22 protein-coding genes are annotated in these 25,083 nt (G+C 67.9%); 3 read left to right on the top strand and 19 right to left on the bottom strand.

Translation table 11 applies throughout. The features are described from left to right. Positions 1–56: 56 nt before the first annotated feature. The 17 genes from AAF604_05130 to AAF604_05050 all read right to left on the bottom strand — a co-directional run bounded on the left by AAF604_05130 (position 57) and on the right by AAF604_05050 (position 21,385). Positions 57–2,204, bottom strand: a complete 2,148-nt coding sequence (locus AAF604_05130) for a hypothetical protein (GenBank protein MEM7049017.1) — start codon at positions 2,202–2,204, stop codon at positions 57–59. Then, positions 2,201–4,066 carry a hypothetical protein gene (locus AAF604_05125; GenBank protein MEM7049016.1) on the bottom strand — a complete coding sequence of 622 codons (1,866 nt, stop codon included), beginning with the start codon at positions 4,064–4,066 and terminating at the stop codon, positions 2,201–2,203. Before AAF604_05125 ends, AAF604_05130 begins: the two co-directional genes overlap by 4 nt. Continuing rightward, positions 4,063–4,713, bottom strand: a complete 651-nt coding sequence (locus tag AAF604_05120; protein MEM7049015.1) for an L-threonylcarbamoyladenylate synthase — start codon at positions 4,711–4,713, stop codon at positions 4,063–4,065. The genes AAF604_05125 and AAF604_05120 overlap by 4 nt, the downstream gene beginning before the upstream one ends. 1 nt (position 4,714) lies before the next feature. Beyond that, positions 4,715–6,445, bottom strand: a complete 1,731-nt coding sequence (gene recN, locus AAF604_05115) for a DNA repair protein RecN (GenBank protein ID MEM7049014.1) — start codon at positions 6,443–6,445, stop codon at positions 4,715–4,717. A gap of 14 nt (positions 6,446–6,459) precedes the next feature. Continuing rightward, positions 6,460–7,494: a GGDEF domain-containing protein gene (locus tag AAF604_05110; GenBank protein MEM7049013.1), complete on the bottom strand. Its 1,035-nt coding sequence runs from the start codon at positions 7,492–7,494 to the stop codon at positions 6,460–6,462. A 119-nt stretch (positions 7,495–7,613) separates the two neighbouring features. Continuing rightward, entirely contained in the window at positions 7,614–8,360 is a 747-nt protein-coding gene (locus tag AAF604_05105; GenBank protein ID MEM7049012.1) for a type 1 glutamine amidotransferase, read from the bottom strand. Further along, positions 8,357–9,172 carry a pyrroline-5-carboxylate reductase gene (proC, locus tag AAF604_05100; GenBank protein MEM7049011.1) on the bottom strand — a complete coding sequence of 272 codons (816 nt, stop codon included), beginning with the start codon at positions 9,170–9,172 and terminating at the stop codon, positions 8,357–8,359. Before proC ends, AAF604_05105 begins: the two co-directional genes overlap by 4 nt. Continuing rightward, on the bottom strand, positions 9,169–10,041 hold the full coding sequence (locus tag AAF604_05095; GenBank protein MEM7049010.1) for a proline dehydrogenase family protein: 873 nt from the start codon (positions 10,039–10,041) through the stop codon (positions 9,169–9,171). Before AAF604_05095 ends, proC begins: the two co-directional genes overlap by 4 nt. A gap of 104 nt (positions 10,042–10,145) precedes the next feature. Continuing rightward, positions 10,146–11,483, bottom strand: a complete 1,338-nt coding sequence (locus AAF604_05090) for a Phenylacetic acid catabolic protein (protein ID MEM7049009.1) — start codon at positions 11,481–11,483, stop codon at positions 10,146–10,148. A gap of 84 nt (positions 11,484–11,567) precedes the next feature. After that, on the bottom strand, positions 11,568–12,011 hold the full coding sequence (locus tag AAF604_05085) for a GNAT family N-acetyltransferase (GenBank protein MEM7049008.1): 444 nt from the start codon (positions 12,009–12,011) through the stop codon (positions 11,568–11,570). Between the two features lie 122 nt (positions 12,012–12,133). Continuing rightward, positions 12,134–13,519: a tetratricopeptide repeat protein gene (locus tag AAF604_05080; GenBank protein MEM7049007.1), complete on the bottom strand. Its 1,386-nt coding sequence runs from the start codon at positions 13,517–13,519 to the stop codon at positions 12,134–12,136. A 149-nt stretch (positions 13,520–13,668) separates the two neighbouring features. Beyond that, positions 13,669–13,902, bottom strand: a complete 234-nt coding sequence (locus AAF604_05075; protein MEM7049006.1) for a hypothetical protein — start codon at positions 13,900–13,902, stop codon at positions 13,669–13,671. Positions 13,903–14,351: 449 nt separating this feature from the next. After that, a complete protein-coding gene (lipA, locus tag AAF604_05070) occupies positions 14,352–15,395 on the bottom strand; it encodes a lipoyl synthase (protein ID MEM7049005.1) in 1,044 nt (347 codons plus the stop codon). A 206-nt stretch (positions 15,396–15,601) separates the two neighbouring features. Next, on the bottom strand, positions 15,602–16,465 hold the full coding sequence (gene nadC, locus AAF604_05065) for a carboxylating nicotinate-nucleotide diphosphorylase (protein MEM7049004.1): 864 nt from the start codon (positions 16,463–16,465) through the stop codon (positions 15,602–15,604). Beyond that, positions 16,462–18,078, bottom strand: a complete 1,617-nt coding sequence (locus AAF604_05060; protein MEM7049003.1) for an L-aspartate oxidase — start codon at positions 18,076–18,078, stop codon at positions 16,462–16,464. Before AAF604_05060 ends, nadC begins: the two co-directional genes overlap by 4 nt. After that, on the bottom strand, positions 18,075–19,085 hold the full coding sequence (gene nadA / locus AAF604_05055) for a quinolinate synthase NadA (GenBank protein MEM7049002.1): 1,011 nt from the start codon (positions 19,083–19,085) through the stop codon (positions 18,075–18,077). Before nadA ends, AAF604_05060 begins: the two co-directional genes overlap by 4 nt. 134 nt (positions 19,086–19,219) lie before the next feature. Beyond that, complete coding sequence (locus tag AAF604_05050; GenBank protein ID MEM7049001.1) at positions 19,220–21,385, bottom strand: DUF255 domain-containing protein; 2,166 nt, start codon at positions 21,383–21,385, stop codon at positions 19,220–19,222. Positions 21,386–21,525: 140 nt separating this feature from the next. Between AAF604_05050 and AAF604_05045 the strand changes: the two genes are divergently transcribed. From AAF604_05045 to AAF604_05035, 3 genes are read left to right on the top strand one after another with little or no spacing between them, the layout of a single operon-like run. Further along, complete coding sequence (locus AAF604_05045; protein MEM7049000.1) at positions 21,526–22,287, top strand: hypothetical protein; 762 nt, start codon at positions 21,526–21,528, stop codon at positions 22,285–22,287. 5 nt (positions 22,288–22,292) lie between these two features. Then, on the top strand, positions 22,293–22,733 hold the full coding sequence (locus AAF604_05040) for an MOSC domain-containing protein (GenBank protein ID MEM7048999.1): 441 nt from the start codon (positions 22,293–22,295) through the stop codon (positions 22,731–22,733). A 7-nt stretch (positions 22,734–22,740) separates the two neighbouring features. After that, positions 22,741–23,652 (top strand): cobalamin-binding protein, encoded by a 912-nt coding sequence (locus AAF604_05035; GenBank protein ID MEM7048998.1) that lies wholly within the window; start codon positions 22,741–22,743, stop codon positions 23,650–23,652. A 19-nt stretch (positions 23,653–23,671) separates the two neighbouring features. On the opposite strand, the gene AAF604_05030 is transcribed toward AAF604_05035, so the two are convergent. Together AAF604_05030 and AAF604_05025 are read right to left on the bottom strand one after the other, a co-directional pair. Further along, entirely contained in the window at positions 23,672–24,085 is a 414-nt protein-coding gene (locus tag AAF604_05030) for a DoxX family protein (protein MEM7048997.1), read from the bottom strand. Then, positions 24,082–25,065: an alpha/beta fold hydrolase gene (locus tag AAF604_05025; GenBank protein ID MEM7048996.1), complete on the bottom strand. Its 984-nt coding sequence runs from the start codon at positions 25,063–25,065 to the stop codon at positions 24,082–24,084. The genes AAF604_05030 and AAF604_05025 overlap by 4 nt, the downstream gene beginning before the upstream one ends. Positions 25,066–25,083 lie beyond the last annotated feature (18 nt).

Here is a 25,083-nt window from a genome sequence, read left to right as displayed (position 1 = left end):
TGGCGGGATCCTAACAGGGGTCCGGAAAAGGCGGCGGACGCCGGCGGCACTCCTTCTCAGGGCTTCGAGAGATCGAAGGTGCGCACGTTGAAGGCACCGTCCATCGCCCGCAGCACCACCCAGCGGGCCCCTTCCGGCACCGTTGCCGTGGCCCGTTCGCGGCGACCATCGAGCAGACCATCGGCGGGTTTCAGGGCGGTCCAGGGACCGCCGTCGACGCTCACCTCGAGGGTGCGCAGGGGGCTCCAGCGATCGGCCACCTCGACCGTCACCCGGTCGCCCTGCCAGCGGCTCTCGGCGAGCTCCGGAACGGTGTGGTCGAAGGTGACGGGCCCGGAGATCCGCTCGCCGGTCAAGGCGGCGGACGGTTCGTTGTCCTGGCCGTCGCTGGCGGCGAGGCGAAAGCGATAGACGCCATCGGGCAGCGCCGCGGCGTCGAAGCTGTAGGCGGTGGACTCGAGGTCATCGGCGATCGACAGCCAGGCGTCGCCGCTCTCGGGCCGCATGGCGAGGGAGTAGCGCAGGCGATCGCCATTGCCGTCCTCGCCCTTCCAGCGCAGCGAGCGATAGCCCTTCTTCCACAGCGTCTTGAAGCGCGCTTCCTTGGGCATCGGCGGCCCCAGGGTGGTGAACATGCCGTCGCGATTCGGACTGGTCGGCTCGAAGGTCTGGTTGGCGGGGTTGAAGTTGTTCGGCACCAGCACCTCACCGGGATCGAGCACGTCGAAGGAGGCGATGCGCGGCGCGACGTTGACCTGGCGATAGCTCAGCTCGACCGCCGATAGGCGGGGCGACGCCGTCGCGGAGCCCTCAAGCCGCACCCGCCACTGCACATAGCGGCCCGCCGACAGGACCTCGCCGAGGGCGAGCTCGCGGCCGCCCGCGAGATCTTCACTCCACTCCGACCAGGTGCCATCGGGTACCGCGCTCAGGCCGCTGCGCACGGCGAAGCGGAGCGAAGCTCCGGCCGGCACCTCGGCGAACCAGCGCAGGCTGCCGAAGTGGGCGAGCTGGCCGGCGTCGAGGGGATTGCTTTCGTAGATCCCCTGCCGGGTCCCGGCGGTGCCGGGACGATAGAGCGCCGCCGCATTGCTGGTCGCCAGCACGGTGCCGGGCAGCAGGGCGACGATCTGCTGATCATCCACCGTCGCTTCGAGCACTCGGTCCTCGCCGTCGAAGCTGTAGACCTTGCCACCGAGGCCGGTCGCGGCCCACAGCCGCTGCCCTTGCCAGGCGAGGTCGAAGATGGTCTCTTCGTCGGTTTCCCAGAGGGTCTCGGCGGTGCCGCCCGGGTGCAACCTCAGGAGGTGAGACCGCGGCCCGCGGTGCCCGCTCCGCCGGCTGCCGGCGGAGCCACCGCTGACCACCGTCACCTGACCTTCCCCGCCCTCTTTCTTCTTGGCCTCGTCATCGTCGCTCTTGCCGTTGGAAGCCGAGAGGTCGACCAGGCTCGATTCGGAGGCCAGGGCCGCGACATAGATCGAGCCGTCGGGACCTACCTCGAGGTCGACGATCTCCGGCTCGAGGGCATCGTAGAGCGTCCGCACCTGCCAGCCCTCGGCGGTCGCCGACAGGCGCTGCACCCAGCCCTCGCCGGCGGTCCCGAGGAGGAGATCGTCGCCAATCGAGTGCAGCCGGCGCAGATGACCGGAGCCGAGGGCGTAGATCGCCTCGCCCTGCCCAGCCGCCTGCACCGCGAACAGCTTGCCTTGGGTGCCGGTTGCGACGAAGAGATCGGAGCCTTGGCGCAGCAGGCTCCAGATGTAGGTCTCGCCCGGTTCGAAGTAGGTCTCGAGCTTGCCACCGGCTTGCCAGCGGTAGACCTTGCCGCGCGGCGAGCTGCCGGCGAAGACGGTGCCGTCGGGATCCACCCAGAGGGCGAAGACCTCCGGTTCCGGCGTCGCGAAGAGCTCGCGAACCTCGCCGTCGCGACTCACCAGCAGAACTTTGCCGGAGTTGCCCGTCCCCAAGACCCAACCCTCGGGATGGGGTGCAGCGCTGAAGACGAAGGGCTCGTCGACGGCGACCAGCCGCTCGAGCTTCTCTCCCAGGGAGAGGCGACCGAGAGCATCGATGGCGACCCCGTCGAGCTCGCCGGCCAGGAACGAGGCTCGGGTATCGGTGCGAAAGATCTTCACTTCGGCCGCCCCGAGGGACGAGGCGAGCAGGATCGTGGAGGCGACGAAGAGGGAGATTCGTTTCACGGCCGGGAATCCTCTGCGGATGACGGAGAGCTGAGTGCCACCGAGCGCGGCGGCCGAACTTCGAGATCGATGCGAGCGACGCCCGCGAGGGGCTCCGTTCCAGGGTGTATCCACTCCTCCACCACCGCCAGACGAGTGCCCTTGGCGCGGGTCGGAGACTCCGCTCCCCACAGCGCGCGAATGGAGCCCGGAAGATCCGGCAACGACTCACCACCGACCGCCAGGCCGGGAGCGGCGGTGACCGCCAGCACGGCGAGATCCTTGCGCGAGTGGAAGGAGCGCAACCGCCGCAGGACTTGAGCGAAGGTCTCCGGCTCCGCCTGCTCGATGGTGAACCGCGCCACATCGATGCTCGGACCGTCGCCGACGAACAGGTAGAGCTTGCCAGGACCGACCTCCTCGGGCACCGTCACCTCGAGGGTCCGGCGCCGGCCCTCGCCGCGGTAGGGAACCCACTCACCGTGAATGCGCACCGTTTCCCCGGGCTCCACCACCGTGCGATCGGCCCAGGCTCGCAGCAGCGTCTCGGTGCGCGGCTTCTGCGACTGCGCGACCTCGATCTCGACCTCCTCGAGGTCTACTTCGGTGAACTCGTTCTGCAGCAGGAAGCCGGCATAGGCGAGCAGCAAGGTCGAGACATCGGCCACCGCCGACGGGCCATCGAAGCTCTGGCGCAGCAGCAGATCTTCCTGCCCGGCGATGCGGAAGCGCGCCTCGACATCGAGCCCCTGAAGGCCGTTCTGGTAGCTCGAGGACTCGAGCCCGCCGATCACCGACAGGGAGATCAGGGCCGGGGTCAGGGCCGGAATCGGCGCCAGCCGCACCCGGTACTCCTCGACCCGGTCCGAGACCAGGCGCAGGCGCAGAGGGAGCATCGTCGGCTCGCGGCCGATCTGGCCGCGTATTCCGGCCTGCCGATCCTGGCCGAAGGCCCCGAGGACCGGCCCGACATTCGAGACCTTGAAGGAGCTGTTGAGGTTCGACAGCACCATCAAGACTTCGGCCGCCGCCATCGGCATCTCCACTGGCCCGGACCCCAGGAACGCGTGACCGAAGGCCAGCACCTGGTCGTCCACGACATCGGTGACGGTGCCGGTGGCGGCGAGGCTGAGGTCGCCATCGATGAGCAACGCCGCCACCGCCCCACCGGCGACGATCGCTTGATCGACCAGCTCGCCGTCGGCGGCACTGCCGGCCCCACTAGCGGCCGCCGACCGGCCGCTGACGGACACCGAGCCCAGAGCGCGCTTCAGGATGCCGCTACCGGCCTCTCCGAAGCCCGCCGCCGACCACTGCAGCAACGGCGTGGCCTCGGAGTCGAAGACTCCGCGGAAGGCGCGGCCGAGCTCGTCCTCTAGGAGGGAGTCGGAGAACTCCCCCCGCACCAGCTGAGGCCAGGACACTGGCGCCGCCGCGAGTGAGCGAGCCAGCGGCTGCTCGCCGGGCGAAGAGCGCGGAATCGCCCGCATCAGATCGATCGGCGTGATGCCGGCGATCGCGCCGCGGGTGAAGGGCCAGGAGAAGGCCACCGCCCCGGCCAGGCGACCATCGAAATAAACCGGGCTGCCACTCATGCCGGCGGCAACCCCGCTCTCCTCGAGGCCGTGCCCCGAAAGGCGCGCCAGGATGTAGCTCACCCCCGGACTGACGTTGCGCATGACGCCGATGACCTCGGCCTCGAAGCGCTCTGGCTCATCGCCGGCGAACACCGACAGGCCATATCCCTGCTGCCCGCGCTCGATCTCGTCGATGCCAATGGTCGATACGGTCGGCGACGCGGTCACCACCAGCGGCAGGGCAGCAACGCAGATCGCGAGCAGGAAACGGGACAACGATGGAGGCGGCCAGGCAGGTAATCTCATCTCTTCACACCACTCCCAACCATATACGTCGATCCGTCGCCGTTGGACCACTCTTCCCCCAACTCCGCCGGCAGCTCCAGGTTGCCGGCTCGCAAGACCCTCGGCGGCGAGGCCATCGCATCGAGCAGTGTCGACGGCGCTCCCCCGGGAAGCACACCGCCGTCGATGATCCAGCCAGCGTGACCGGCGAGCAGCTCGGCCAGGCGACGGGGATCCCGGATCGGCGCCTCGCCACTGCGATTGGCGCTGGTGGCGGTCAACGGCCCGAGCTCGGCACAGAGGTCGCGCAAGGCGCGATGACGCGGGATCCGGATCGCCAGGGTGGGCTGCCCGACGGCGGCGGCCAGCGGGCGAACTAGCGGCAGGACCACCGTCAGCGGCGCCGGCCAGAGATCGTCCAGGGTCTGGCGCAACGGGTCCTGCAGGCGCACTCCGAGGGCATCGATCTGATCCAAGCTGGCGGCGACCACCAACAGCGCCTTGTCCGCCGGCCGGCGCTTGATATGAAAGACCGCTTCGACACCCGCAGGGTTCCCGGGATCCGCCGCCAGGCCGTAGCTCGACTCGGTCGGAATCGCCAGCACTCCGCCCGCGTCCAAGTGACGACGCAGACCCGCGGGCCCGCGCCCAGGGTGCCAGATCTCCAAGCTAGCCTTCTCCCACCCGGTGGTCGGCAGTGCCCTGAGCGATCAGCTCGCGGGCGTGGGAGAGGGTGAGATCGGTGGTCGCCTCGCCACCCAACATGCGCGCCAGCTCACCGACCCGTTGATCCGCCCCCAGCGGCTCGACCCGGGTCTTGGTGCGGGCCGCCTCGACCGTTTTCCAGATTCGGAAGTGATGATGGCCGAAGCTCGCCACCTGGGGCAGATGGGTGACCACCAGAACCTGCGAGGAAGTGCCGAGACGCCGCAGCTTGCGCCCCAAGCCCGCCGCCTGGGCTCCGCCGATGCCGGTGTCGACCTCGTCGAAGACCAGCGTCGGCCCGGCATCGTCGCGCGCCGCGAGCTGCAGCGCGAGATAAATGCGCGACAGCTCGCCGCCGGAAGCGATCGCCGCCAGGGGGCGAGCTTCCTCGCCCGGATTGGGAGCGAACTGAAAGACCACCTGGTCGAAGCCGGCAGGGCCGAACTCGACTCTCTCGGCGCCCACTTCGAGGGGGCTAGCGGCCAACGGTCGAGCCTCGAGGTCGATGCCCAACCGCGCCTTCTCGAGGCCCAACCCGACCAGCTCCTGCTCGATGCCGGCGACCAGGTTCTGGCGCCACTCGCGACGCCCGGCCGACAGCTCGTCGGCGACCCGGCGATAGGTTTCGAGGGCCTCGGCGGCCCGCGCCTCGAGGCCGGCGCGTTCTTCTTCCGCCGCTTGCAGGGCGGTGATCTCGCCTCGCATCGTCTCGCCGAGGGCGAGGAGCTCGGCACAGGTCTCCACCCGATGCTTGCGCAACAAACGCTCGATGGAGGCAAGCCGCTCCTCGACGAAATCGAGCCGCGCCGGATCCGCTTCCAGAGCTTCCAGACGTCGGCGCTGGGCATCGGCCGCTTCTTCCAGCCGCACCCGCGCTTCCGCCAGCTCGCGCCCCCACTCGTCGGCGGTCGGCTCCCAGCTCGCCACCCCGGCGAGCAACGACTCGCTGCGCGCCACCCGGTCGACGGCCGCCCCCTCGCCCTCGAAGAGCAGCTCATAGGACTCGGCGAGGGCCTGCTGGATGGCCTCGGCGTGACGCAACACTTCGCGCTCCTGGCGCAACGCCACCGCTTCGCCGGCCTGCAGCCGAGCGGCCTCGATCTCGGCGGCTTGGAAGGACAGCAGGTCGAGGCGCTCTTGCCGCGCCGCCTCGTCCCCGGAGAGCTTCTCGAGGCCGCCGGTCAGGCGGTGCCAGGCGAAATAGGCCTCGCCGACCCGCTGGCGTAAGCGCTCCGCCGCCTCACCGCCGCTGCGATCGAGCCATTCGCGCTGCAGCTCGGGATCGACCAACCCGAGTTCGTCGCGCTGACCATGAATGCGCAGCAGGTGGGGCGCCAGCTCGCCGAGCACCTTGAGGGTCGCGGGGTGATCGTTGACGAAGATGCGGTTGCGGCCGCTACGGCTGATCTCGCGACGGACCAGCAGCTCATCGCCATCGGCGTCGAGGCCGGCCGCCTCCAGGATGCCCCGCCAGTCGTCGCCGCCGGGGGCAAAGACGCCGGCCACCGACAAGGTCTCGGCACCGGTGCGGATGAGGTCGCTGACGGCGCGAGCCCCGGCGAGCAGGCCGAGGGAATCGACCACGATGGACTTGCCGGCGCCGGTCTCACCGGTGAGCACATGCAGCCCGGTGGTGAGCTCGAGGGAAGCTTCGGCGACGACCGCCAGGTTGCGGATGTGAAGCTCGCGCAGCATCTCCGGCCGGCGGGCTAGGAAGGAATGCCCGGGCCGTCCGTGTCCGCCGAGGCGGCGGCCAAGGTGACCCGATTGCGCCCCGCTCGCTTGGAGAGGAAGAGCGCCTGATCGGCCGCTTCGTAGAGGTCTTCGCGCTGCACCATGCCGGTTTCGAACTGGGCGACGCCGAAGGAGCAGGTCACCGAAACCGTGAAATCGCAGTAGTGATACTCGAGGCCGGCGATGCGCTCGCGCAGCTTCGAGGCCAGCGCCACCGCCCCCTGCGAGTCCGTCTCCGGCGCCAGGATCACGAACTCGTCGCCTCCGACGCGTGCGAAGACCTGCTCCGGGCGAATCAGCTCGCGCACCAGAGAGGTCACCTGCTTGAGCACGAAGTCGCCACACAGATGCCCGTAGTTGTCGTTGATCAGCTTGAAATCGTCGAGATCGAACATGATCAAGCTGAGAGGCCGATCGTGGCGCACAGCGCGGGCGAACTCGCGCTCTGCTTCTTCCTCGTACTTGCGCTTGTTGAAGATCTCGGTCAGACCATCGCGGGTCATCAGATCGTAGATGGTCTCGTAGTAGGCGTGCTCCGGATCCTGCTCGTGGAGAAACTTGAAATGCACCGCCGCCACCTGGAAACGGTCGCCGCTGTGCAGAACCGTCGGTCCGTTGATCAGCTGACCGTTGACGTAGGTGCCGTTGGTGCTGCCGAGGTCCTCCAGAGCCACCCGCCGGCCACGGTAATGGATGCGGGCGTGCTGGCGCGAGATCGACAAAACCTCCGGCAACGAGATGTCCGAGCTCGGCGCGCGGCCGACTTCGAGGCTGGTCCCGGAGGTCATGCGCAGGCGAGTGCCGAGGCGCTGACCATCGGGATGGGCGATCAGAATGAGGTTGGCCTCGACATCGCTACCGGTGACATCTTCGTCGACCACTCCGTGCTCGGTGGTCTCGTAGGCCTGGGTCAGCCCACTCTCCTGCAGGCTCGAGATGTCGAGGTTGTCCGTGTCGGAGCCAGGTCCCGAAGGATCGGTGTCGTGCTCGCGCTCTCTCGGGTCTCTCATGGCAGGGTCAGCGGGTCTCGGAAGGGCGCCGAATTCAGGCGCAGCTCTACGATTGATCCAGTCGCCGACAAGCTATCACCGGCCTCGGGAACAGGTCAACGAAGGGCGCCCGCCGGCAGTCAGGTCCAGGCGGCGAGGAAACGCTCGAGCAGCGTCTCGGCCTCCGGCGTCGGCGCCACCAGATCGTCGATCTCCTGCCCCGGCCGCAGGTAGCCCTCGCGATAGATCTCGAGCCGAGCCCGCATGTCGGCGCGACTCATCTCGCTGTGAAACTGGGTGCCGTAGGCCGGCCGATCGCCCAGCCGAAAGACCTGGTTGGGACAGCGCTCCGAAGCCGCCAGCTCGAGGGCTCCAGCGGGCAGCTCGGAGACCCGGTCGTGGTGACCGAGGTGGACTTCGAAACGCTCCGGCATGCCGGCGAAGACCGGATCTCGGCGGCCCGCCGCGGTGAGGAAGATGGGCAGCGTGCCAATCTCTTCCCGGGAGGGATCGGTGACCACCTGGCCGCCGGCGAGAACCGCCAGTAGCTGGTGGCCCCAGCAGGAGCCGAGGAAGGGACGACGGTCCTCGATCCAGCGCTCGACGATGGCGCTCAGGGACGCCATGAAAGGCTCCTTCTGGGTGACCGAAAACTCGCCGGCCCCACCCACGAAGAGAACGTCGGCATCGGCGATCTGGTGCCAGTCGAGGGGCTCCCGCACGGCATTGAAGCAGCGCAGCTGCTCCGGCCGGAAGCCACAGCGAGCCAGGAAGCAGCGCTGCTCCTGGGCTTCGGCGGCGGCGTGCTGACGGACCTGGATGAGGGCCGCCCGCAGGGTCGGCTGCAGAGTGGTCACGGTCGAGGAGGAGGAAGGACTGGCGGTCAACCGAGCTCGCGGGCGCGCGCCGCCGCCTCCGAAACGGCCTTGATCAGGGTGACCCGCAGACCGCCCTCCTCGAGCTTGAGGATGCCGTCGACGGTGCAACCGGCCGGGGTGGTGACGGCGTCCTTGAGCAACGCCGGATGACTGCCCGTCTCGAGCACCATCTGGCCGGCCCCGAGACAGGCCTGGGAGGCCAGCTCGATCGCCACCTTGCGCGGCAGCCCGGCCTTGACTCCGCCTTCGGCGAGGGCTTCGATGACGACGTAGAGAAAAGCCGGACCGCTGGCGCTGAGCCCGGTCACGGCATCGAAGTAGCGCTCGTCGAGGACCACCGTCCGGCCGACACGATCGAACAGCGAGCGAGCCAGGGCGACCTGCTCGGCGCTGGCCTGGCGGCCGCCGCAGAGGGCGGTCATACCGGCGCGCACCAGGCTGGCCGTGTTGGGCATGGCACGCACCACGGCAACGCCCGGCCGCAGCCGTCGTTCGATGTCCTCGAGAGTGACTCCGGCGAGAATCGAAACCAGCAACTGCCCCGGCTCGAGCACCTCCGAGAGCTCACTGAGGACCGCCTCGGCACTCTGTGGCTTGACGCACAAAAGCACCACATCGGCAGCCGCCACCGCCTCGGTGTTGTCGAGGGTGGTGGTCACTCGCAAGGCGCCGCCGACCTGATCGAGGGTGCGCTGATGGCGCGCCGTCGCCACCACCGCCTCCGGCGCCAGCAACTGCGACTCGATCAGCGCCCGGGCCAGGGTCTCCCCCATCTTGCCGGCGCCGATGACCGCCAGGCGACGCGGTGCCGAAACGTTCACAGCCCTCGCCTCCGAATCATCGCCATCGTGACGTGACGAGCGATCTCCGGATTCTCGCGCAGACGGCGCAGGGAGTACGCGTACCACTCGCGACCGTAGGGAACATAGACCCGCAAGGGATGGCCTCCTTCCAGCAGGATTCGGCGCAGCTCACCGTCGACCCCGAGGAGCATTTGGAACTCGTAGCGCTCCCGCGGCACCTCCAGCTTGTCGAGCAACGCCACGGCGCCGCAGGCGAGGTACTCGTCATGGGTCGCAATGCCGACGTAGGTGCCTTGGCGCAAGAGCTTCTCGAGGGCGGCGAGGAAGTTGAGGCGGATGGTCTCGTAGCCTTTCCAGGCCACCGACCGGGGCTCGACATAAATGCCCTTGCAGAGCCGGACATTGGAGCCCTTTCCGGCCACCGCGGCGATGTCGTCGAGGGTTCGCCGCATGTAGGCCTGCAGCACCACACCGACGTTGGAATAGCGCTGCCGCAGCTGGTGGTAGATGCGCAGCGTCCCGTCGGTGCAGGTGCGGTCCTCCATGTCGAGGCGGACGAAGTTCTGATGCCCGGCGGCGGCTGCCACCAGGCGTTCAATCTGCTCGCCGCAAAAATCTTCATCGATCTTGAGCCCGAGCATGGTGGGTTTGACGGAAACGTTCGAGTCGACTCCGTTGCTGGCGATGGCCTCGAGAACGCGAATGTACTCGTCGGTGGCGGACTCGGCCTTGGCGCGGTCCGTCACCTCCTCGCCGAGCAGGTCGAGGGTCGCCCGCGCACCATCAGCATTGAGCTCGCGAATGGTGTCGAGGGCGGAATCGAGGGTCTCGCCGGCGACATAGCGTGCCGCCACCCGACCGATCAGGAAACGGGGCACCAGTGGCATCGAGGCCACGATCGCTCGGTCGAGGAAACGCATGGTCGGCGGGGACTAGAAAAGGAAAAACCCTCGGCCCCTTTGCGGGTGCCGAGGGTCGTCTCGCGCTGGCCTCAGGCCGAGGCCTCGGCCATCGCCGGCGGCTCGAGGCGTGGCTCGTCGACCACCCAGCGAACCGACTTCGAGCACGGGCAGGAACCTCCGACGCGCCGCAGCGTCGGCATCTGCCGCGCCGCTTGGCCGCTTTCGATCTCGCCGGAGGAGACCTTGCGGAGGGTCTCGAGGTAGCCCTTGAAGTCCTGGCTGGCGAGGTAGGACTCGGGCAAACAGTCGCCGAGGTGGCGGACGTAGGCATCGAAGTCGTCGAAGCGCCGACCGTCCTGACCGATCATCTCGAAGGCCGGGACGCCGCGACGCCGGAAGAAGCCCTTGTCCGGCATGTGAAGAACATCCTCCGGCTGGATGCCGTGGGAGGAGCTGCCCTTTTCGAGCTGGTCCACCACTCCCAGAGACTGCTTGCGATCGAGGTCTTCGAGGCGTGCTCGCACGTAGCGCAGGTTGATGTCCCGCACCAGCTTCTCGACCTCTTTCCAGTACTTGTCCTGGGCCTCGCCGTTCTTCATCGGCTTGAGACCGAAGCGTACGTTGGTGCCGCCGCCACGCTCGTCACCGAACATCTCGGCACCCCGCGGCAACCACTTGTTGATCGCCTTCTGCAGCATCGCCATGGAGACGTAGATGTCGCCCTTGGCCGCCTGCGTCGCCCAGCGCCGCATCGGCACCACGCCGGCCGCCAGGTGGAAGGCCTCTTCCCGCAGCATCTGCGGCATCGACTCGGCCATCGGCTTGTAGGCGCTGACTTTCTGCATGGCGAGCTGATACTTGCCGACGCGATCGATCAAGGCACAGAAGACGACGTTGTCGACGAAGGAATCGAACTCGATATTGAAGGCCGACAACACGTGCGATCCGGTGGTCATGGAGAGGATCTCCTCGACCATGTCGGCGCTGCTCTCTTGAGACACCGAGGACCAGTCGTCGTCGAGCAGCAGATGGAGCATCTGGTAGCCGTGGCGCAGCTCTTCGGCCATCATGCGAAGCACCCAGAACTGCTCTTCCTCCTCCTGGGCCCGCGCCAGCGTCAGACGATGCTGCTGGATCGAGCCGAACTCGGTGCTCGCCTGAGCTCGGATAGCACCCAGCAGGTGCTTCGCCTGCTCCGGCGCCAGATCTGCTGCCTTCTCGACCTTCGGATTGCCCTCGTTGTCGCCGCACTCGATCTCGTTGCAGATGCCGAGCTCACGGTAGGCGCAGAGCTCGAAGCGCTGATCCTTCGGGAAGTGCTTCTCCCAGTTGTCCATCAAGAAGCCATAGTCGGGAAGATAGGCATCGCGCCAGCGCAGCACGGCATCGTGGTACGTCTTCGGAAGAGTGCAGCTTCTCGTCTTCATATCTTCCTCGCTAGGTCGTCTAGAGCTCGCAACAAATCATACGTCTCGGAACTCCGCTCGGCTCGTCGCCGGAGAAGGTCCCGATCACAAGGACCGCACGTAGGGGCGCAGGGATGCCGGCTCGAAGCCCAGGGCGGAGAAAAAGCCCCCGAGGTCGTCGCGCTCGTCATCGACGAAGGTGCGCACCGCCACTGCTCCACGGGCACGGAAGTGCTCACACATGCGATCCGCCATCGAGCGCCCGACGTCTCGGCCGCGGCAGTCCGGGTCGACGCCCAGCACCTCGATCCAGCCGGTGGCCTCGTCGAGGCCGAACTCACCCGATCGCACTTCGCCGAACATGAATCCCACGACCCGGCCATCGAGCTCGGCGACCAGCGACGCATCCGGGTCTCGGCGCAGGTAATAACCCACCCGACGCTCCCAATAATCCGGCCGATAGAGACCGGAGATGCGCTCGTCGATGTCCCCGATGGCCTCGAGATCGAGCTCGTCCAGAGGCCTGACTCGCAAATTGGATGTCGTCATGGTTCTCGGGCGCGACCCGAAGCTCCTGGGATCAGGAATTCTCCGGCGTCCACCGCTCCTCATTCTAGACCGCCGCCAGGGCCGGCGGCAAATCGTTCATGAAACTTGATTTGAGGGAAAAGCTAGGAGGAAGCTTGAACGCGGTCGAGACGCTCGCCGACCTCGTTCAGGACAGCCACCGTCAGCTCGCGCCGCTTGGCCGCCTGACTCAGCAAGATCAGCGCCGCCAGAGCCTCTTCTTCGACCTGATGGGCACGAAAAACACTCAGCATTTCGCTGCTCAGGCGCATCACCTCGGCGTGGCGTTCCTGCTTGAGCAACAGAGCCGCGAGGTCGAGGGAAGCGAGCGCGGCATCGATCGGCACCGACGCCTCTACGAAGCGCTTGCGCACCTCTTGATAGCAGCCCTCGGCCTGCTCGAACCGTTCAAGGGACTCGGCGATCAGGCCCTCGAGCCACTGGAAACGAACCAGCGACATGCGGTCACCGACTTCCAGGTATAGCGGTCGCGCTTGAGCCAGCAGCTTGAGCGCTTCACGATTCCGGCCCATGCTGTGCAAAGAGTGCAGCAGGTTGTGCCAGCCGGCCAGAACCAGGGTCGGCTCGAGCTGCGCGTCGAGGTGGCTGAGGGCCTCCTGGACGAGCTCGACTTCGGCGTTGAAGTCACCCTGTCGGCTGAGCAGGTAGCCAAGGTTGAGCAAGGCTCGCCCCATCAAGTGCCCCTCGCCGCAGGCGCGATAGAGGGCGATCGCCATGCGCAACGCCGCGATGGCCTCCGGATTCGCCGACCCATAGGCCGAGAGAATTGCCCTCACCTCGAGGTGCTCGGCAACCTCTCGCGGGCCACCGCTTCCCTGCAGCAGCCAGCGTTCGGCCTCGTCCAAGGCTTCACGAGCGGCTCGGATGTCGCCACCGATACGAAGAGCGTTGGCCTTCAACGCGAAGCTTCGTGCCCTGAGATCGGACACCAGAGATTGATCCAGCGACTCGCTCCCACCGTGTAGTGAGCCACCGCCCTGCTGAGAACCGCCACAGCTCAGCGAGCAAACCACCGCAAGCTCTGCCAGCTCCAGCATTCTGGCCGGTGCTTCGAAGCGAATCGACCAGCTTTCGGCGAGAAGAGCCAAGACCGTGCCGGGGGCGTGGTAGGAGGTGCTGTTCTGAACCAGCAGGCGCTGCCGACCGAAGGGCAGATCGTGCAGCGCGGTGAGTCGCTGTCGATCCGCCGGCATGACTTCCAATGCACCGCAGCCGGAAGAGCGAACCCGATCGAGCACCTGATCGAAAACTTCCTCGAACGCCCCGCCGAACTGCTCAGCCGCCGAGTGCCAGCTACCGGGGCGGGTTTCGGGGGTCGGACGGTTCCCGTTGGGGTGAAGCTCGATGTTCGAGGCGCACTGCTCGCAGCCGCCCGCCAGATGGCGAACCACCTGAGACATCTCGACGGACGAAAGGTCCGCCAAGAGATAGCTCAGGAGCTTGGAACGACTGGGATGCTGCCCCGACATGGGAAACCTCTTTACCTCCATCCGAAGGAATCCTCGAAATACACTGGACCCGGCAGAACTCTACCATGCCGACCAACCCAGGATCCACCTTCAGGAGTATCTGTTTCCGCCTTGCTCCGCGGGAATGCCGTCCGCCCCGCCCCCCGAGATCACCCCATCGGATCGATCTTCGGGCCGCGCTCGGTATCGTGCGGCGAGAACATCTCGATCAGCCACTCCACGGCATCGTTCAGAAGGCTGCTGCTCTGGTCGTCTTTCTGCTCACTCGAGGCGGTTTCCGCAGGCGCCTCTTCGGCGAGGGTGACGCCGACCGGCAGGAGAATCAGGGCCGAGACGATGAGAGCGACGGCGAACAGGCGATGGAGGGCTTGAAAAGAACGCATAACGAAATCTCCCCTTGGCGGATCATCCGAACGGCCGGGATTGGCGTTCGGCGCCCGCTGTTACAACAGTTGTTACCGGACAACGACGATCTGAGACAGCAAAGAACAAATTTCAGAATAATCTCTTATGTGACATATTTTATGCCACTCGATGAAACCGAGCAACTCGAAACACATACACAAGGATTTACAAGTATACGCGCTGATCTTGGAATAGCCTGAGGATTCAGGAAAGAAGTATCCAAGATCGGCGCCGAAGATTCCGACGCCGGGCGACAGTCAGTCTCCTGAGCCTCCCCGGGTCCGCAATCTTTGGAGCACAAGCTCCCCGGAATACCTACAGACTATTACCAAAAAGCTTCAGTGCGGACCGACCGCGAAGGGGAGACAACAGTTCCGAAATCTGTCGAATTCCCTCGCGGAGGGTTGTCTCGAGGCGATAAACGCGCTTAGGAGCGGGCCGCAGCGGCTCCCTTGACATGCTCGTGGGCGTGGTAGCTGGAGCGCACCAGCGGACCGGCCTCGCAGTGGTCGAAGCCGAGACCGAGGGCGTAGCTGCGCAGCTCATCGAACTCCGCAGGCGAGACCCAACGATCGACCGGCAGATGCTGCTTGGTCGGTTGCAGATACTGGCCGAGGGTGACGATTTCGACCCCGGCGCAGCGGATGTCTTCCAAGGTCGTGCGGATCTCGTCGTCGGTCTCGCCGATGCCCATCATCAGCGCAGTTTTGACGCGACCGTCGTACTCTCCCGCCTCGCGCCGCCGGGAAGCGTCGGCGAGCAAGTCGAGGGAGCGCTCGTAGCGCGAGCCGGGGCGCGCCTTGCGATACATCCGGGGCACCGTCTCCATGTTGTGGGAGAACACCTCCGGCCGAGCTCCCAGGACGATGTCGAGGGCCTCGCCGACACCGCGAAAATCGGGGGTCAGCACCTCGACCGCGGTTTCCGGGTTGCGTTCGTGGATCGCATCGATGACGTTGGCGAAGTGCTCCGCTCCACCGTCCGGCAGGTCGTCCCGGTCGACCGAGGTGATCACGGCGTGGCGCAACCCCATGGTCTCCACCGCTTCGGCGACGTGGTCCGGCTCGTCGACGTCGACGCCCTTCTTCGGACGCCCGGTGGCGACGGCGCAGAAGCCGCAGCGGCGGGTGCAGATGTCCCCCAGGATCATGAAGGTCGCCGTGCCGTGCTGCCCCCAACACTCATAGATGTTCGGGCAGCGCGCCTCTTCGCACACCGTGTTGAGGTTGAGCTTCTCCACCAACCGCCGCACCTTGTGGTACTCCGACGGCGTGGCGAGGCGAACCTTGAGCCAGTCGGGGCGGGGCTCGCGACGCGGCGGCGCTTCGGCACCGATCTTGACCAGCTTCTCTACCTTCGGCGGAGCGCACGGCGACGCTGCCTGAGCGCCGAGTTGGACAACCTTCTCGGCGCCGGTCTTGGGACGAGGCGCCGGCGCTTTGGCTCCGATCTGGACGAGGGACTCGGACATGGACCGTAGTCTACTCGTTGCGGGTACCGTTTGCCGACCGCTCGCCCGAGCTTGTCACCAGATCTCTCGGCAAAAGGTCGCAGGTTGCAGAAGATGCAAGGCATCGGTCGGCGCCACGACAACGCCGTGCGGGGCCTTTGGCGAGGAGCGCAGGTGACGGATCACGCCGCAGGTTCCATGACCTTTGGGAGGGCGAGAGTCACCATTCAGGGATCGCCGAGAACCAAATCGAGTGCGACATCGAGAGCCGGCGCGCTGTGGGTCAGCCAGCCAACGGACAGCAGATCGACGCCGGTGGCGGCAATCGCCGCCGCAGTCTCCGGCCGAATCCCTCCGGAGGCCTCGGTGATGGCTCGACCATCGACCATCGCCACGGCTCGGCGCAGCGTCTCCGGAGACATGTTGTCGAGCAGGACGGCGTCGACACCCACCGCCAGAGCCTCGGCGAGTTGCTCGAGGTCGTCGACCTCGACCTCGACCTTGACCAGATGGCCGACGGCGCCCTTCGCCCGCTCGATGGCGGATTGCACGCCGCCGGCGAGCACGATGTGGTTGTCCTTGATCAGCACCGCATCGTCGAGACCAAAGCGATGATTGGAGCCCCCTCCGAGGAGCACGGCGCGCTTCTCGAGCAGCCGCAGACCGGGCGTGGTCTTGCGGGTGCAGGCCACTCGAGCACCGTGCGGCTGCACTACCGCCACCAGGTCGCGAGTGGTGGTGGCGATACCGCACAGACGGCCGAGGAGATTGAGGGCGGTGCGCTCGGCGGCCAACAGCGCCCGGCCGTCGCCGCGCAGCCGCGCCAGGACGGTGCCGGCCTCGGCGTCGGCACCATCCCGCTGGCGGATCTCGATCTCCACTGCGGGATCGAGCAGGCGGAAAGCGGTCAGGCTGGCCTCGAGGCCGGCGATACGGCCCGCCTGGCGAGCCACGACCAGCCCTTCGGCCGTCGTCCCCGTCGGCACGATGGCGTCCGTCGTCAGGTCGCCAGCCCGTCCCAGGTCCTCGCGCAAGCAGCGCCGCAGTAGATCTTCGTACTGCAGGGAAAAGAGCGCAGGGGCAGTGCTCATCGCCGACCTCGGGCCAGGGTGCGCGCGGGCACCGCGGCGGCGGCTTCGAACCCTCCCCGCCGCAACATCCAGCGCTGGCGACGTCGCCAGCTCGAATCGGCTTCTGGGAAGTCCTCGCGGAAATGGGCCCCGCGACTCTCGCGGCGCGCCAAGGCGGCGGCGGCCACCAAGCCTCCGACGGTGAGGAGATTGCGTGTCTCGAGGCTGGCGAAGGAGCTCTCCGCCAGCGCCGGCAGCTCGGCCTCGAGCTCGGCCAGACGCGGCCCGACGGCCGCCAGCGGAGCCGCGCTCCGGCGCAGTCCCAGGGCCTCCCAGGCGAGATCGCGCACAGCCGACCGCACTCCTGGCGCATCGCGGCCCGGACCGGACCGCCGGGAAGTACCGGCGGCGCCCGCCGGCACCGCCATCAAGCGCGGTCCGAGATCGCCCGCCACCCGAGCTCCGAACACCAGCCCTTCGAGCAATGAGTTACTGGCCAGGCGGTTGCCGCCGTGGACCCCGGTCGAAGCCACCTCGCCGCAAGCCCAAAGGCCGGGCAAGGAAGTGCGACCGTTGACGTCGACATCGAGTCCCCCCATCGCGTAGTGAGCCGCCGGCACCACCGGCAGTGGCTCCTGTGATGGGTCGAGACCGGCCTCGGACGCCGCCCGAAAGGCCGACGGAAAGCGCTCCGGCAGGCGATCGCCGATCGCCTGCCGGGGATCGAGAAACACCTGTCGACCGGCCGCCAACCGCGCCCCGATGGCGCGCGCCACGACGTCCCGCGGCGCCAGCTCGGCAGCACGGTGGATCGTACTCATGAAGCGTTCGCCGCGATCGTCGATCAGCACCGCCCCTTCACCGCGCAGGGCCTCCGTGAGGAGGGGCAGCGGACCTGATTCCCGACCGCCGGGCACCGCCAGCGCGGTGGGATGAAACTGCATGAACTCGAGGTCGACCAGCACCGCGCCGGCGCGCGCCGCCATCGCCAAACCATCGCCCGTGACCTCGAGGGGATTGGTGGTCCAACGATAGAGCTGACCGTAGCCACCACTCGCCAGCACCACCGCCGCCGCGTCGTAGTCCACCAGGCGCCCTTCCGGATCCATCGTGCGCACCCCCACTACTCGTCCGTCGGCGACCAACAGATCGATGGCCATGGTGTGCTCGACGACGCGGATCCGAGGCGTCTCCTCGACCGCTGAGACCAGGGTCCGCATGAGCTCGGCTCCGGTGGCGTCACCACCGGCATGGAGAATCCGACGTCGGCTGTGGGCCGCCTCCCGCCCGAGGGCCAGAGCGCCGCTCGGACTACGGTCGAACCGGGCGCCGAGGGCGATCAGGGAAGCGATGCGAGCCGGCCCTTCGCGGGTCAGAATCTCGACCCGCTCGGCATCTCCGAGACCGGCTCCGACGGCCAGGGTGTCATCCCGATGGCGGGCCGGTGAGTCGTCCTGGCCGACGGCCGCCGCCACTCCACCCTGCGCCCAGGCGCTCGAGCCGTCGCCGCCGAGGCGGGCCTTGGTGAGAACGGTCACGGTGCGCGGCGCACATCCCAGGGCGACGCTCAGACCGGCGACGCCGGACCCCACCACCAGGACATCCGCATGGCGCCGCCCGAGGCGTCCGCTCATCGCCCTTGCCCGCGACCGACGGCCAGCATCCGCTCGACCGCCAGGCGAGCCTTTTCGGCCACCGCCGGATCGACCTCGACCCGGTCCTCGAGCTCCTCCAGGGAGCGCAGGATCTTGGGCAGCGTGATGCGCTTCATGTGCGGGCAGAGATTGCACGGCCGAATGAACTCGACGTCGGGATGATGGATCGCGACGTTGTCGCTCATCGAGCACTCGGTGATCATCACCACCCGGCTCGAGCCGCACTCGCCGACGTGCTGGATCATGCCCGAGGTCGAGCCCACGTAGTCGGCCTCCGCCAGCACTTCCGGCGGACACTCCGGATGGGCCAGCACGGTGAGCTGATCGAAGCGCTCGCGATAGGACCGGATCTCCTCCGGCGTGAAGCGCTCGTGCACCTCGCAGTGGCCTTTCCAGAGGATCACCTCGACGTCCGTCTGGGTGGCGACGTACTGACCGAGATACTCGTCCGGCAGGAAGATCACCCGCGGCACGCCGAGGGATTCGACCACCTCGACGGCGTTGGCCGAGGTGCAGCAAATGTCCGACTCCGCCTTCACCGCCGCGGAGGTATTGACATAGGTCACCACCGGGGCGTCCGGATAGCGCTCCCGCAGCAGGCGGATATCGGCCGCCGTGATCGACTCGGCGAGGGAGCAGCCGGCCCTCGAATCGGGGATCAGGACAGTTTTTTCCGGACTCAGGATCTTGGCCGTCTCGGCCATGAAGTGGACGCCGCAGAGCACGATCACGTCGGCATCCGTCTCCGCCGCCTGGCGCGCCAGGGCCAAAGAGTCACCCATCAGGTCGGCAACCCCATGAAAGATCTCCGGGGTCTGGTAGTTGTGCGCCAGGACCACCGCATTGCGCTGCTTCTTGAGCTCGCGGATGGCGGCCACGTAGGGGGCGTGGATCGGCCACTCAACCTCCGGGATGACTGCCTGCAGCCGCTCGTAGACGGGGGCCATCCGATGGGCCACTTCCGGGGTGTAGGCGAGAGAGGTCATCGTTCGCTCCTTATGCTCAATCAGAGTATTTGTAGAGCCAAAAAATTTGCGGCCGAAGCCGACGCACTTATACTAATGATGAGCATATCTTTTGTCAAGGGGCCGCCATAGGGACGTCACGACGGCGTTGCCGCTTACTGCGGAAGGCTGGCGACGAAGGTGGCGGGGAGCAGGCAGCGCTGCTCATCGCACGGTTGATACCGAACCTCGAGGGTTGCCTCCGACGCCGTCTGGCGGAGCCGTCCCCGCACCCGAACGGAGCCGCGATAAATGGCGCCGGCGGCAGACTCTTCGGCGACCGGCCAATCGACCTCGAGGAGCTCTCCGCCAGCGGCGAGGAGCGCCACGGGAGCTCGCCCGGCATCGCCTGGAGCCTCGCCGGAGGGAGCGTCGAGATGCCAGCCGGCGGCAATCTCGAGGACCACCTCGAAGGCTCGTTCCTCGCCCCGCGGCTCTGCGAAGACGACTTCGATCTCGACCGGCTTCGCCTCCCCCGCCGCGTGGTGGGAACCGCGCCAGAGGGCGGCGCACAGGCCGCGAGCAGCCTGCGGCACCGCGGCGACCTGCGGCCCGCGGGCCGCCAACGCCGCCTCCGCCTCGGCCCGCCAACGCTCCTCTCCGGTTCTCTCGGCGAGGCGCAGGAGGTTGTCGACGGCCGCCGCGTTGGCGGCCGGCAGGGCACCATCGAAGACATCGCGCGAGCGCAGGATCAGGTCGTCCGCTTCGGCGGCGACGAAAAAGCCACCGGCGGGGGCTCGCAGGCGGCTGATCTGCTCCTCCGTCGAGCGCACTGCCGCCGCCAACCAGGGGCCCTCCGGGTCGACGCGATCGAGCTCGAGCAGTCCCCGCGCCAGGAAGGCATAGTCGGCCAGGAAAGCGGCGATCTTGGCTTCGCCCCGCCGCCAGGTGTGGAGCAAGGGTCCGCCCTCGGCCCAGAGCTCATCGAGGACGAACTGCGCCGCTCCCTTCGCCTGCTCGACCAGTCCGGCCTCACCGAGGGCACCACCGGCCCGGGCCAACCCGGCGATGGCGGTGCCGTTCCAGTCGGTGAGCACCTTGTCGTCGGTCAGCGGTCGGGGTCGCTGCTCCCGCGCCTGCCACAGGCGCTCGACCAATGGCTCCATCTCGGCCCACAGCTCGGCGCGCTCCAGGCGCCGCTCGGCGGCGACCGCGTCGAGGGGCTCCGGCAGGTGCAGCACCCAATGCTCGTCCTCGAAGAAGGGTGATCCGGAAAAACCGAGGAGCGGGGCCAGGAAGTCGAACTCCTCACCGTCGAGTACCTCCCGGAGCTGGGCCTCGCTCCAGCCGTAGAAGGCCCCTTCGCGACCCTCCGTCTCGGCATCGAGGGCACTCCAGAAGCCGCCCTCCGGAGCGGTCATCTCGCGCCCCAGGAATGCCGCCGTCTGACGCATCAGAAAGGCCGCCTGAGGATCGTCCCGCTGCTCGCTCCAGCGGCCGTAGACCTCGAGCAGCAAGCCGTTGTCGTAGAGCATCTTCTCGAAGTGGGGAACTTTCCACTGGCGATCCGTCGCGTAGCGGTGGAAGCCACCGCCGAGGTGGTCGTAGATGCCGCCCCGCGCCATCCGGTCGAGGGTGGTGGCGAGGAGCGGTTCGGCGGCCGGCGAATGGGCCAGGCGATCGAGCAAGAAGAGTAGGTTCGACGGCGACGGGAACTTCGGGGCGTCGCCGAAGCCACCCCACTGCGGATCGAAGGACTCCTCGAGGGAGCGCTCGCACTGCTCCACCACCGCCAGGGCCGGCGGCGCGGCGCCGACACCGAAGCGGCCACCGAGAAACTTCGCCATCGCTTCGGCGACCTCTTCGGCCTGCATCTCGACATCCTTGCGCCGCTCTCGCCAGGCGCGCGCCAGGCCCTTCAGCAGGCTGCCGAAGCCGGGCCGCCCGTAGCGGTCCTCGGGCGGAAAGTAGGTGCCGGCATAGAAGGGCTTGAGGTCCGGCGTCAGAAAGACCGAGTTCGGCCACCCCCCTTGGCCGCTCAGGATCTGGGTCGCCGCCATGTAGACCTCGTCGAGATCGGGCCGCTCCTCGCGATCGAGCTTGATGTTGACGAAATCGCGATTCATCAGCGCCGCTAGCTGGGGGTTGGAGAACGACTCGCGCTCCATCACATGGCACCAATAGCAGGTCGAGTAGCCGACGGAGAGAAAGATCGGCTTCTCCTCGCGACGCGCCCGCGCCAGGGCTTCGTCGCCCCAGGGATACCAATCCACCGGATTGCTCTTGTGCAGCAGCAGATAGGGGCTGCTCTCGGCGGCCAGACGATTCTCACCAGGTGCCATCTCGCTCCTCCTCCTGGGCCCATCCCTCGCGGCCCCAATCGCTCCCAATGCGGCCCGCAAACTTTCACCACGGGCTGCTAGGATCCCAGGGTCTTGCCGCTCCGGCAACCGTCAATTCACGACCCGCAGGGAGACCCAACATGCGCCGGACCTTTCAGGCCACCCTCGGAGGCACCCTCGCCCTCCTGTTTTTGATCGTTCCCGCCTTCGTCGGCCCGGTCCACGCCGACGACGCCCGCGCCCACGAGATCGCCGATCGGGTGCTCGACGCCCTCGGCGGCGCCGAGGCCTGGGAGCAGACGCGCTACCTGACCTTCGACTTCGTCGGCCGCCGCAGCCACTCTTGGGACCGCTACGAGGGCCGCTACCGCCTCGAGGGCCAGAATCGCGAGGGCCAGCAGTACGTCGTCCTGATGGATCTCGACGACAAGCAGGGCCGCGCCTGGCAGGACGGCGAGGAGGTCCGCGGCGAGGCCCTCGACGAGATGCTCGAGAACGCCTGGGCCGCCTGGGTCAACGACACCTACTGGCTGCTCGCCCCCTACAAGCTGCGCGATCCCGGGGTCAATCTCTCCTGGGATGGTGAAGAGACCCTTGACGGCAAGACCTACGACAAGCTCCTGCTGACCTTTGGCGAAGTCGGTCTCACCCCCGGCGACCGCTATTGGATCTACGTCAATCGCGAGACTTCCATGGTGGACCGCTGGGCCTACGTTCTCGAGAGCCAGGATCCGGACACTGAGCCCACCGTCTGGCGCTGGGAGGGCTGGGACCAGTATGGCGCTATTCAGCTCGCCCCCGGACGCTTCCGGGTCGGCGACGACCGCGAGCTCAGCCTGGCGCCGATCGCCGCCCCGGCCACCCTCCCGGACGCGGTCTTCGAGACCGTCGAGGGCAAGTGACGGAGATGGCCGACGACGGCGTGCTGGCGAAGATCTGGATCAAGCGCGCCAAGCTCGGTCCGATGGACGAGCAGCCGACGGCGCGACTGGTCGCCGGCCGTGGCCTGGCCGACAATGCCGACCAGGGTGGCCGGCGCCAGGTCACCCTGCTCGACGACGCCGCCTGGCAGCGAGCGATCGACGAGCTCGGCGTCGAGGTCGACCCGCGGGCGCGCCGCGCCAACTTGCTGATCCGCGGCCTGACCCTCGCCGGACCGCGCTTTCGGGTGCTGCGCATTGGCGACTGTCGCCTACGGGTGCTCGGCGAGACCCGCCCGTGCGAGCGCATGGACGAGGCCTCTCCGGGGCTGCGGGCGGCGCTGTCGCCGGAGTGGCGCGGCGGCGTCTTCGCAGAGGTCCTCGACGACGGCGAGATTCGCCTCGGCGACGCGGTGCGCTGGGAGTAAGGGCACGGTGGCTGCCCGACGTATCGTGTCGCTGGTTCCGGGAGGCACCGAGATGGTCTTCGCCCTCGGTGCCCAGAGCGACCTCGTCGGGGTCAGCCACGAATGCGACCATCCGGCCGCGGCCCGCGACCTTCCGCAGCTCACCGGCGCCCTCCTCGAGGCCGGCCTGACGCCGGCGGAGATCGACCAGCGGGTCAAGGCGGCAGCCTCCGAAGGGGGCGAGCTGTCGCGCCTCGACACCGCCCTCTTGGCCCGCCTGCGTCCGGACCTGGTGATCACCCAGGATCTCTGCCCGGTGTGCGCCGTCGATTCGGCCCAGCTCGAGACGCAGATGCCATCGTGCCCGGAGCTGTTCTCCCTCCACGGACAGACCCTCGAAGGCGTCTTCGCCGACCTCGAACGGCTCGCCGCCGAGCTCGATCGGGTCGCAGCCGGCGCAAGCCTGGTGGCACACCTGCGCCGGCGCCTCGAAGCGGTGCGCCGGGGCGTCGCCGGCCGACGGAGGCCCCAGGTGGTGGCCCTCGAGTGGCTCGATCCGCCCTTCCTCGGCGGTCACTGGGTTCCCGAGATGATCGCCATCGCCGGCGGCTCCGATGCCCTCGCCGGACCTGGTGAGCCCTCCCGCGAAGCGGCATGGGAAGAGATCGTGCAAGCCGATCCGGACGTTCTTTTGTTGATGCCCTGCGGCTACGACGAGCTCGCGGCCCGGCGCCAGGCAGCGACCCTCAGCGACCGACCCGGCTGGACCGGCCTACGCGCCGTTCGCCAGCGCCAAGTCTTCGCCGTCGACGCTAACGGCCTCTTCTCTAGGCCGGGGCCGCGCCTGGTGGACGGCGCCGAGCGCCTCGCCGAGCTACTCCACGACTGGCGCCCGGAAAGCGACCGCCGAGACCAACCCCGGATCCGCCGGTCGAGCTGACTCGGCCAGCGGACGAGCGCTAACGTTGATCGACGCTGTGCTTGCCAGGGCCAACGAAGAGCAGCCCGAAGAACACCGCCCCCACCTCGATGGCGTGGGAAGCGGCCGCCAAGCCGTCACCGCTGCGCAGGTGCATGGTCGCCGCCACCGCCATCGTCAAGGTGAGCAGAAGGCAGGCGGGACGAAAGAACCAGCCGAGGATCAGGAGGGCTCCCCCGACGAGCTCGGCGAAGGCCGCCGCGAAGCCCCAGAACGCCGGCAGGAAGTCCACACCGACATACCCCATGGCCTTGCCGAGCCCCTGCCAGCTCTCGGGTCCACCGAGCATCTTGGGATAGCCGTGGAGGATGAACATCACCCCCAAGCCGAGGCGCGCCACCAGCAGACCGAAGTCCCGATGACGCTGCAGCTTCTCGAGCTTGAAGCGCTTCACGATCCGACCTCCGGTGGTGTTGCGACGACTTGCGGAGCGGCCTCGCTGGCGGAACGCTGGAGCCAACCCAGAAGCTGAGCGGCAAAGCCCTCCCCGGGCCAACCGAGGTCCGCCGAGCGAGGAAAGCCGAGGTGCCCTCCGGAGGCCAGACGCCGCACCTTCAAGGCCGCCGGCGCCGCCGCCAGCCGCTCGTCGAGGGCCGCGACCGGCACCATCGGGTCGTCCTCCGCCAGCACCAGCAGGGCTTGTCGCCGCAAGCCGCCGAGGCGTGGGCCGACGCTCGCCCGGGCGTAGTAGTCCGCCCCGTTCGCGAAGCCGTGGCGGGGCGCCACCACGCGGTCATCCCACTCGCGCAGGGAGCGGATGCGGCGCGCCTCGGCGAGCTCCAGGGGCACCGGCCGGCGGGTCGCCACGGCGCCGTAGATGTCCTTCAGTCCGTTGAGGAGATAGGTGCGGTAGACGATCGCCGAAGGCCGGTCGAGGAGGCGGGCGCAGGGTGCCAGATCGAGCGGCGCGCAGACCGCCGCCACCGAACGCCAGCGCTCGTCCGAGGCCTCGGTGGCGGCGCGCAGAGCGACGTGGCCGCCGAGAGAGAACCCCAGCACGTAGATCTGGTCATAGAACGCCAGCTCGCGAGAAGCCAGCACCTGGTGCAGATCGGTGGTCAAGCCGGCGTGGTAGAAATCCTCTCCCAGGCGATCCGAGCCGCGCAAATTGAGCCGCAGGCAGGCCACCCCGGAGGCCAGGATCTGCTGCGCCGCGCGGCGCGCGTAGTGACTCTCGGAGCATCCGCCGAGGCCATGGAGGATCACCACCAGAGACGACGAGTCGAGCTCGCTCAAGCGACCGGTCAACAGCACCGGCCCGAGGTCCGGATCCTCCACCGTCAGGCTCCAGGGCCGGGCCGGCGGTTCCGGCACCGGCGAGAAAAAGACCCGCAGACGCTCGCTGACGGTGTTCAGGTGCCCGGCGAGATTCATCGCGACAGCTCCAGCGCC

It is taken from the genome of Acidobacteriota bacterium, from assembly GCA_039028635.1.
In the GTDB taxonomy this organism is placed as follows: Bacteria; Acidobacteriota; Thermoanaerobaculia; order Multivoradales; family JBCCEF01; genus JBCCEF01.
The sequence above is the reverse complement of the archived record's forward strand: the minus strand, read 5'-3'. Positions and strand labels throughout refer to the sequence as shown.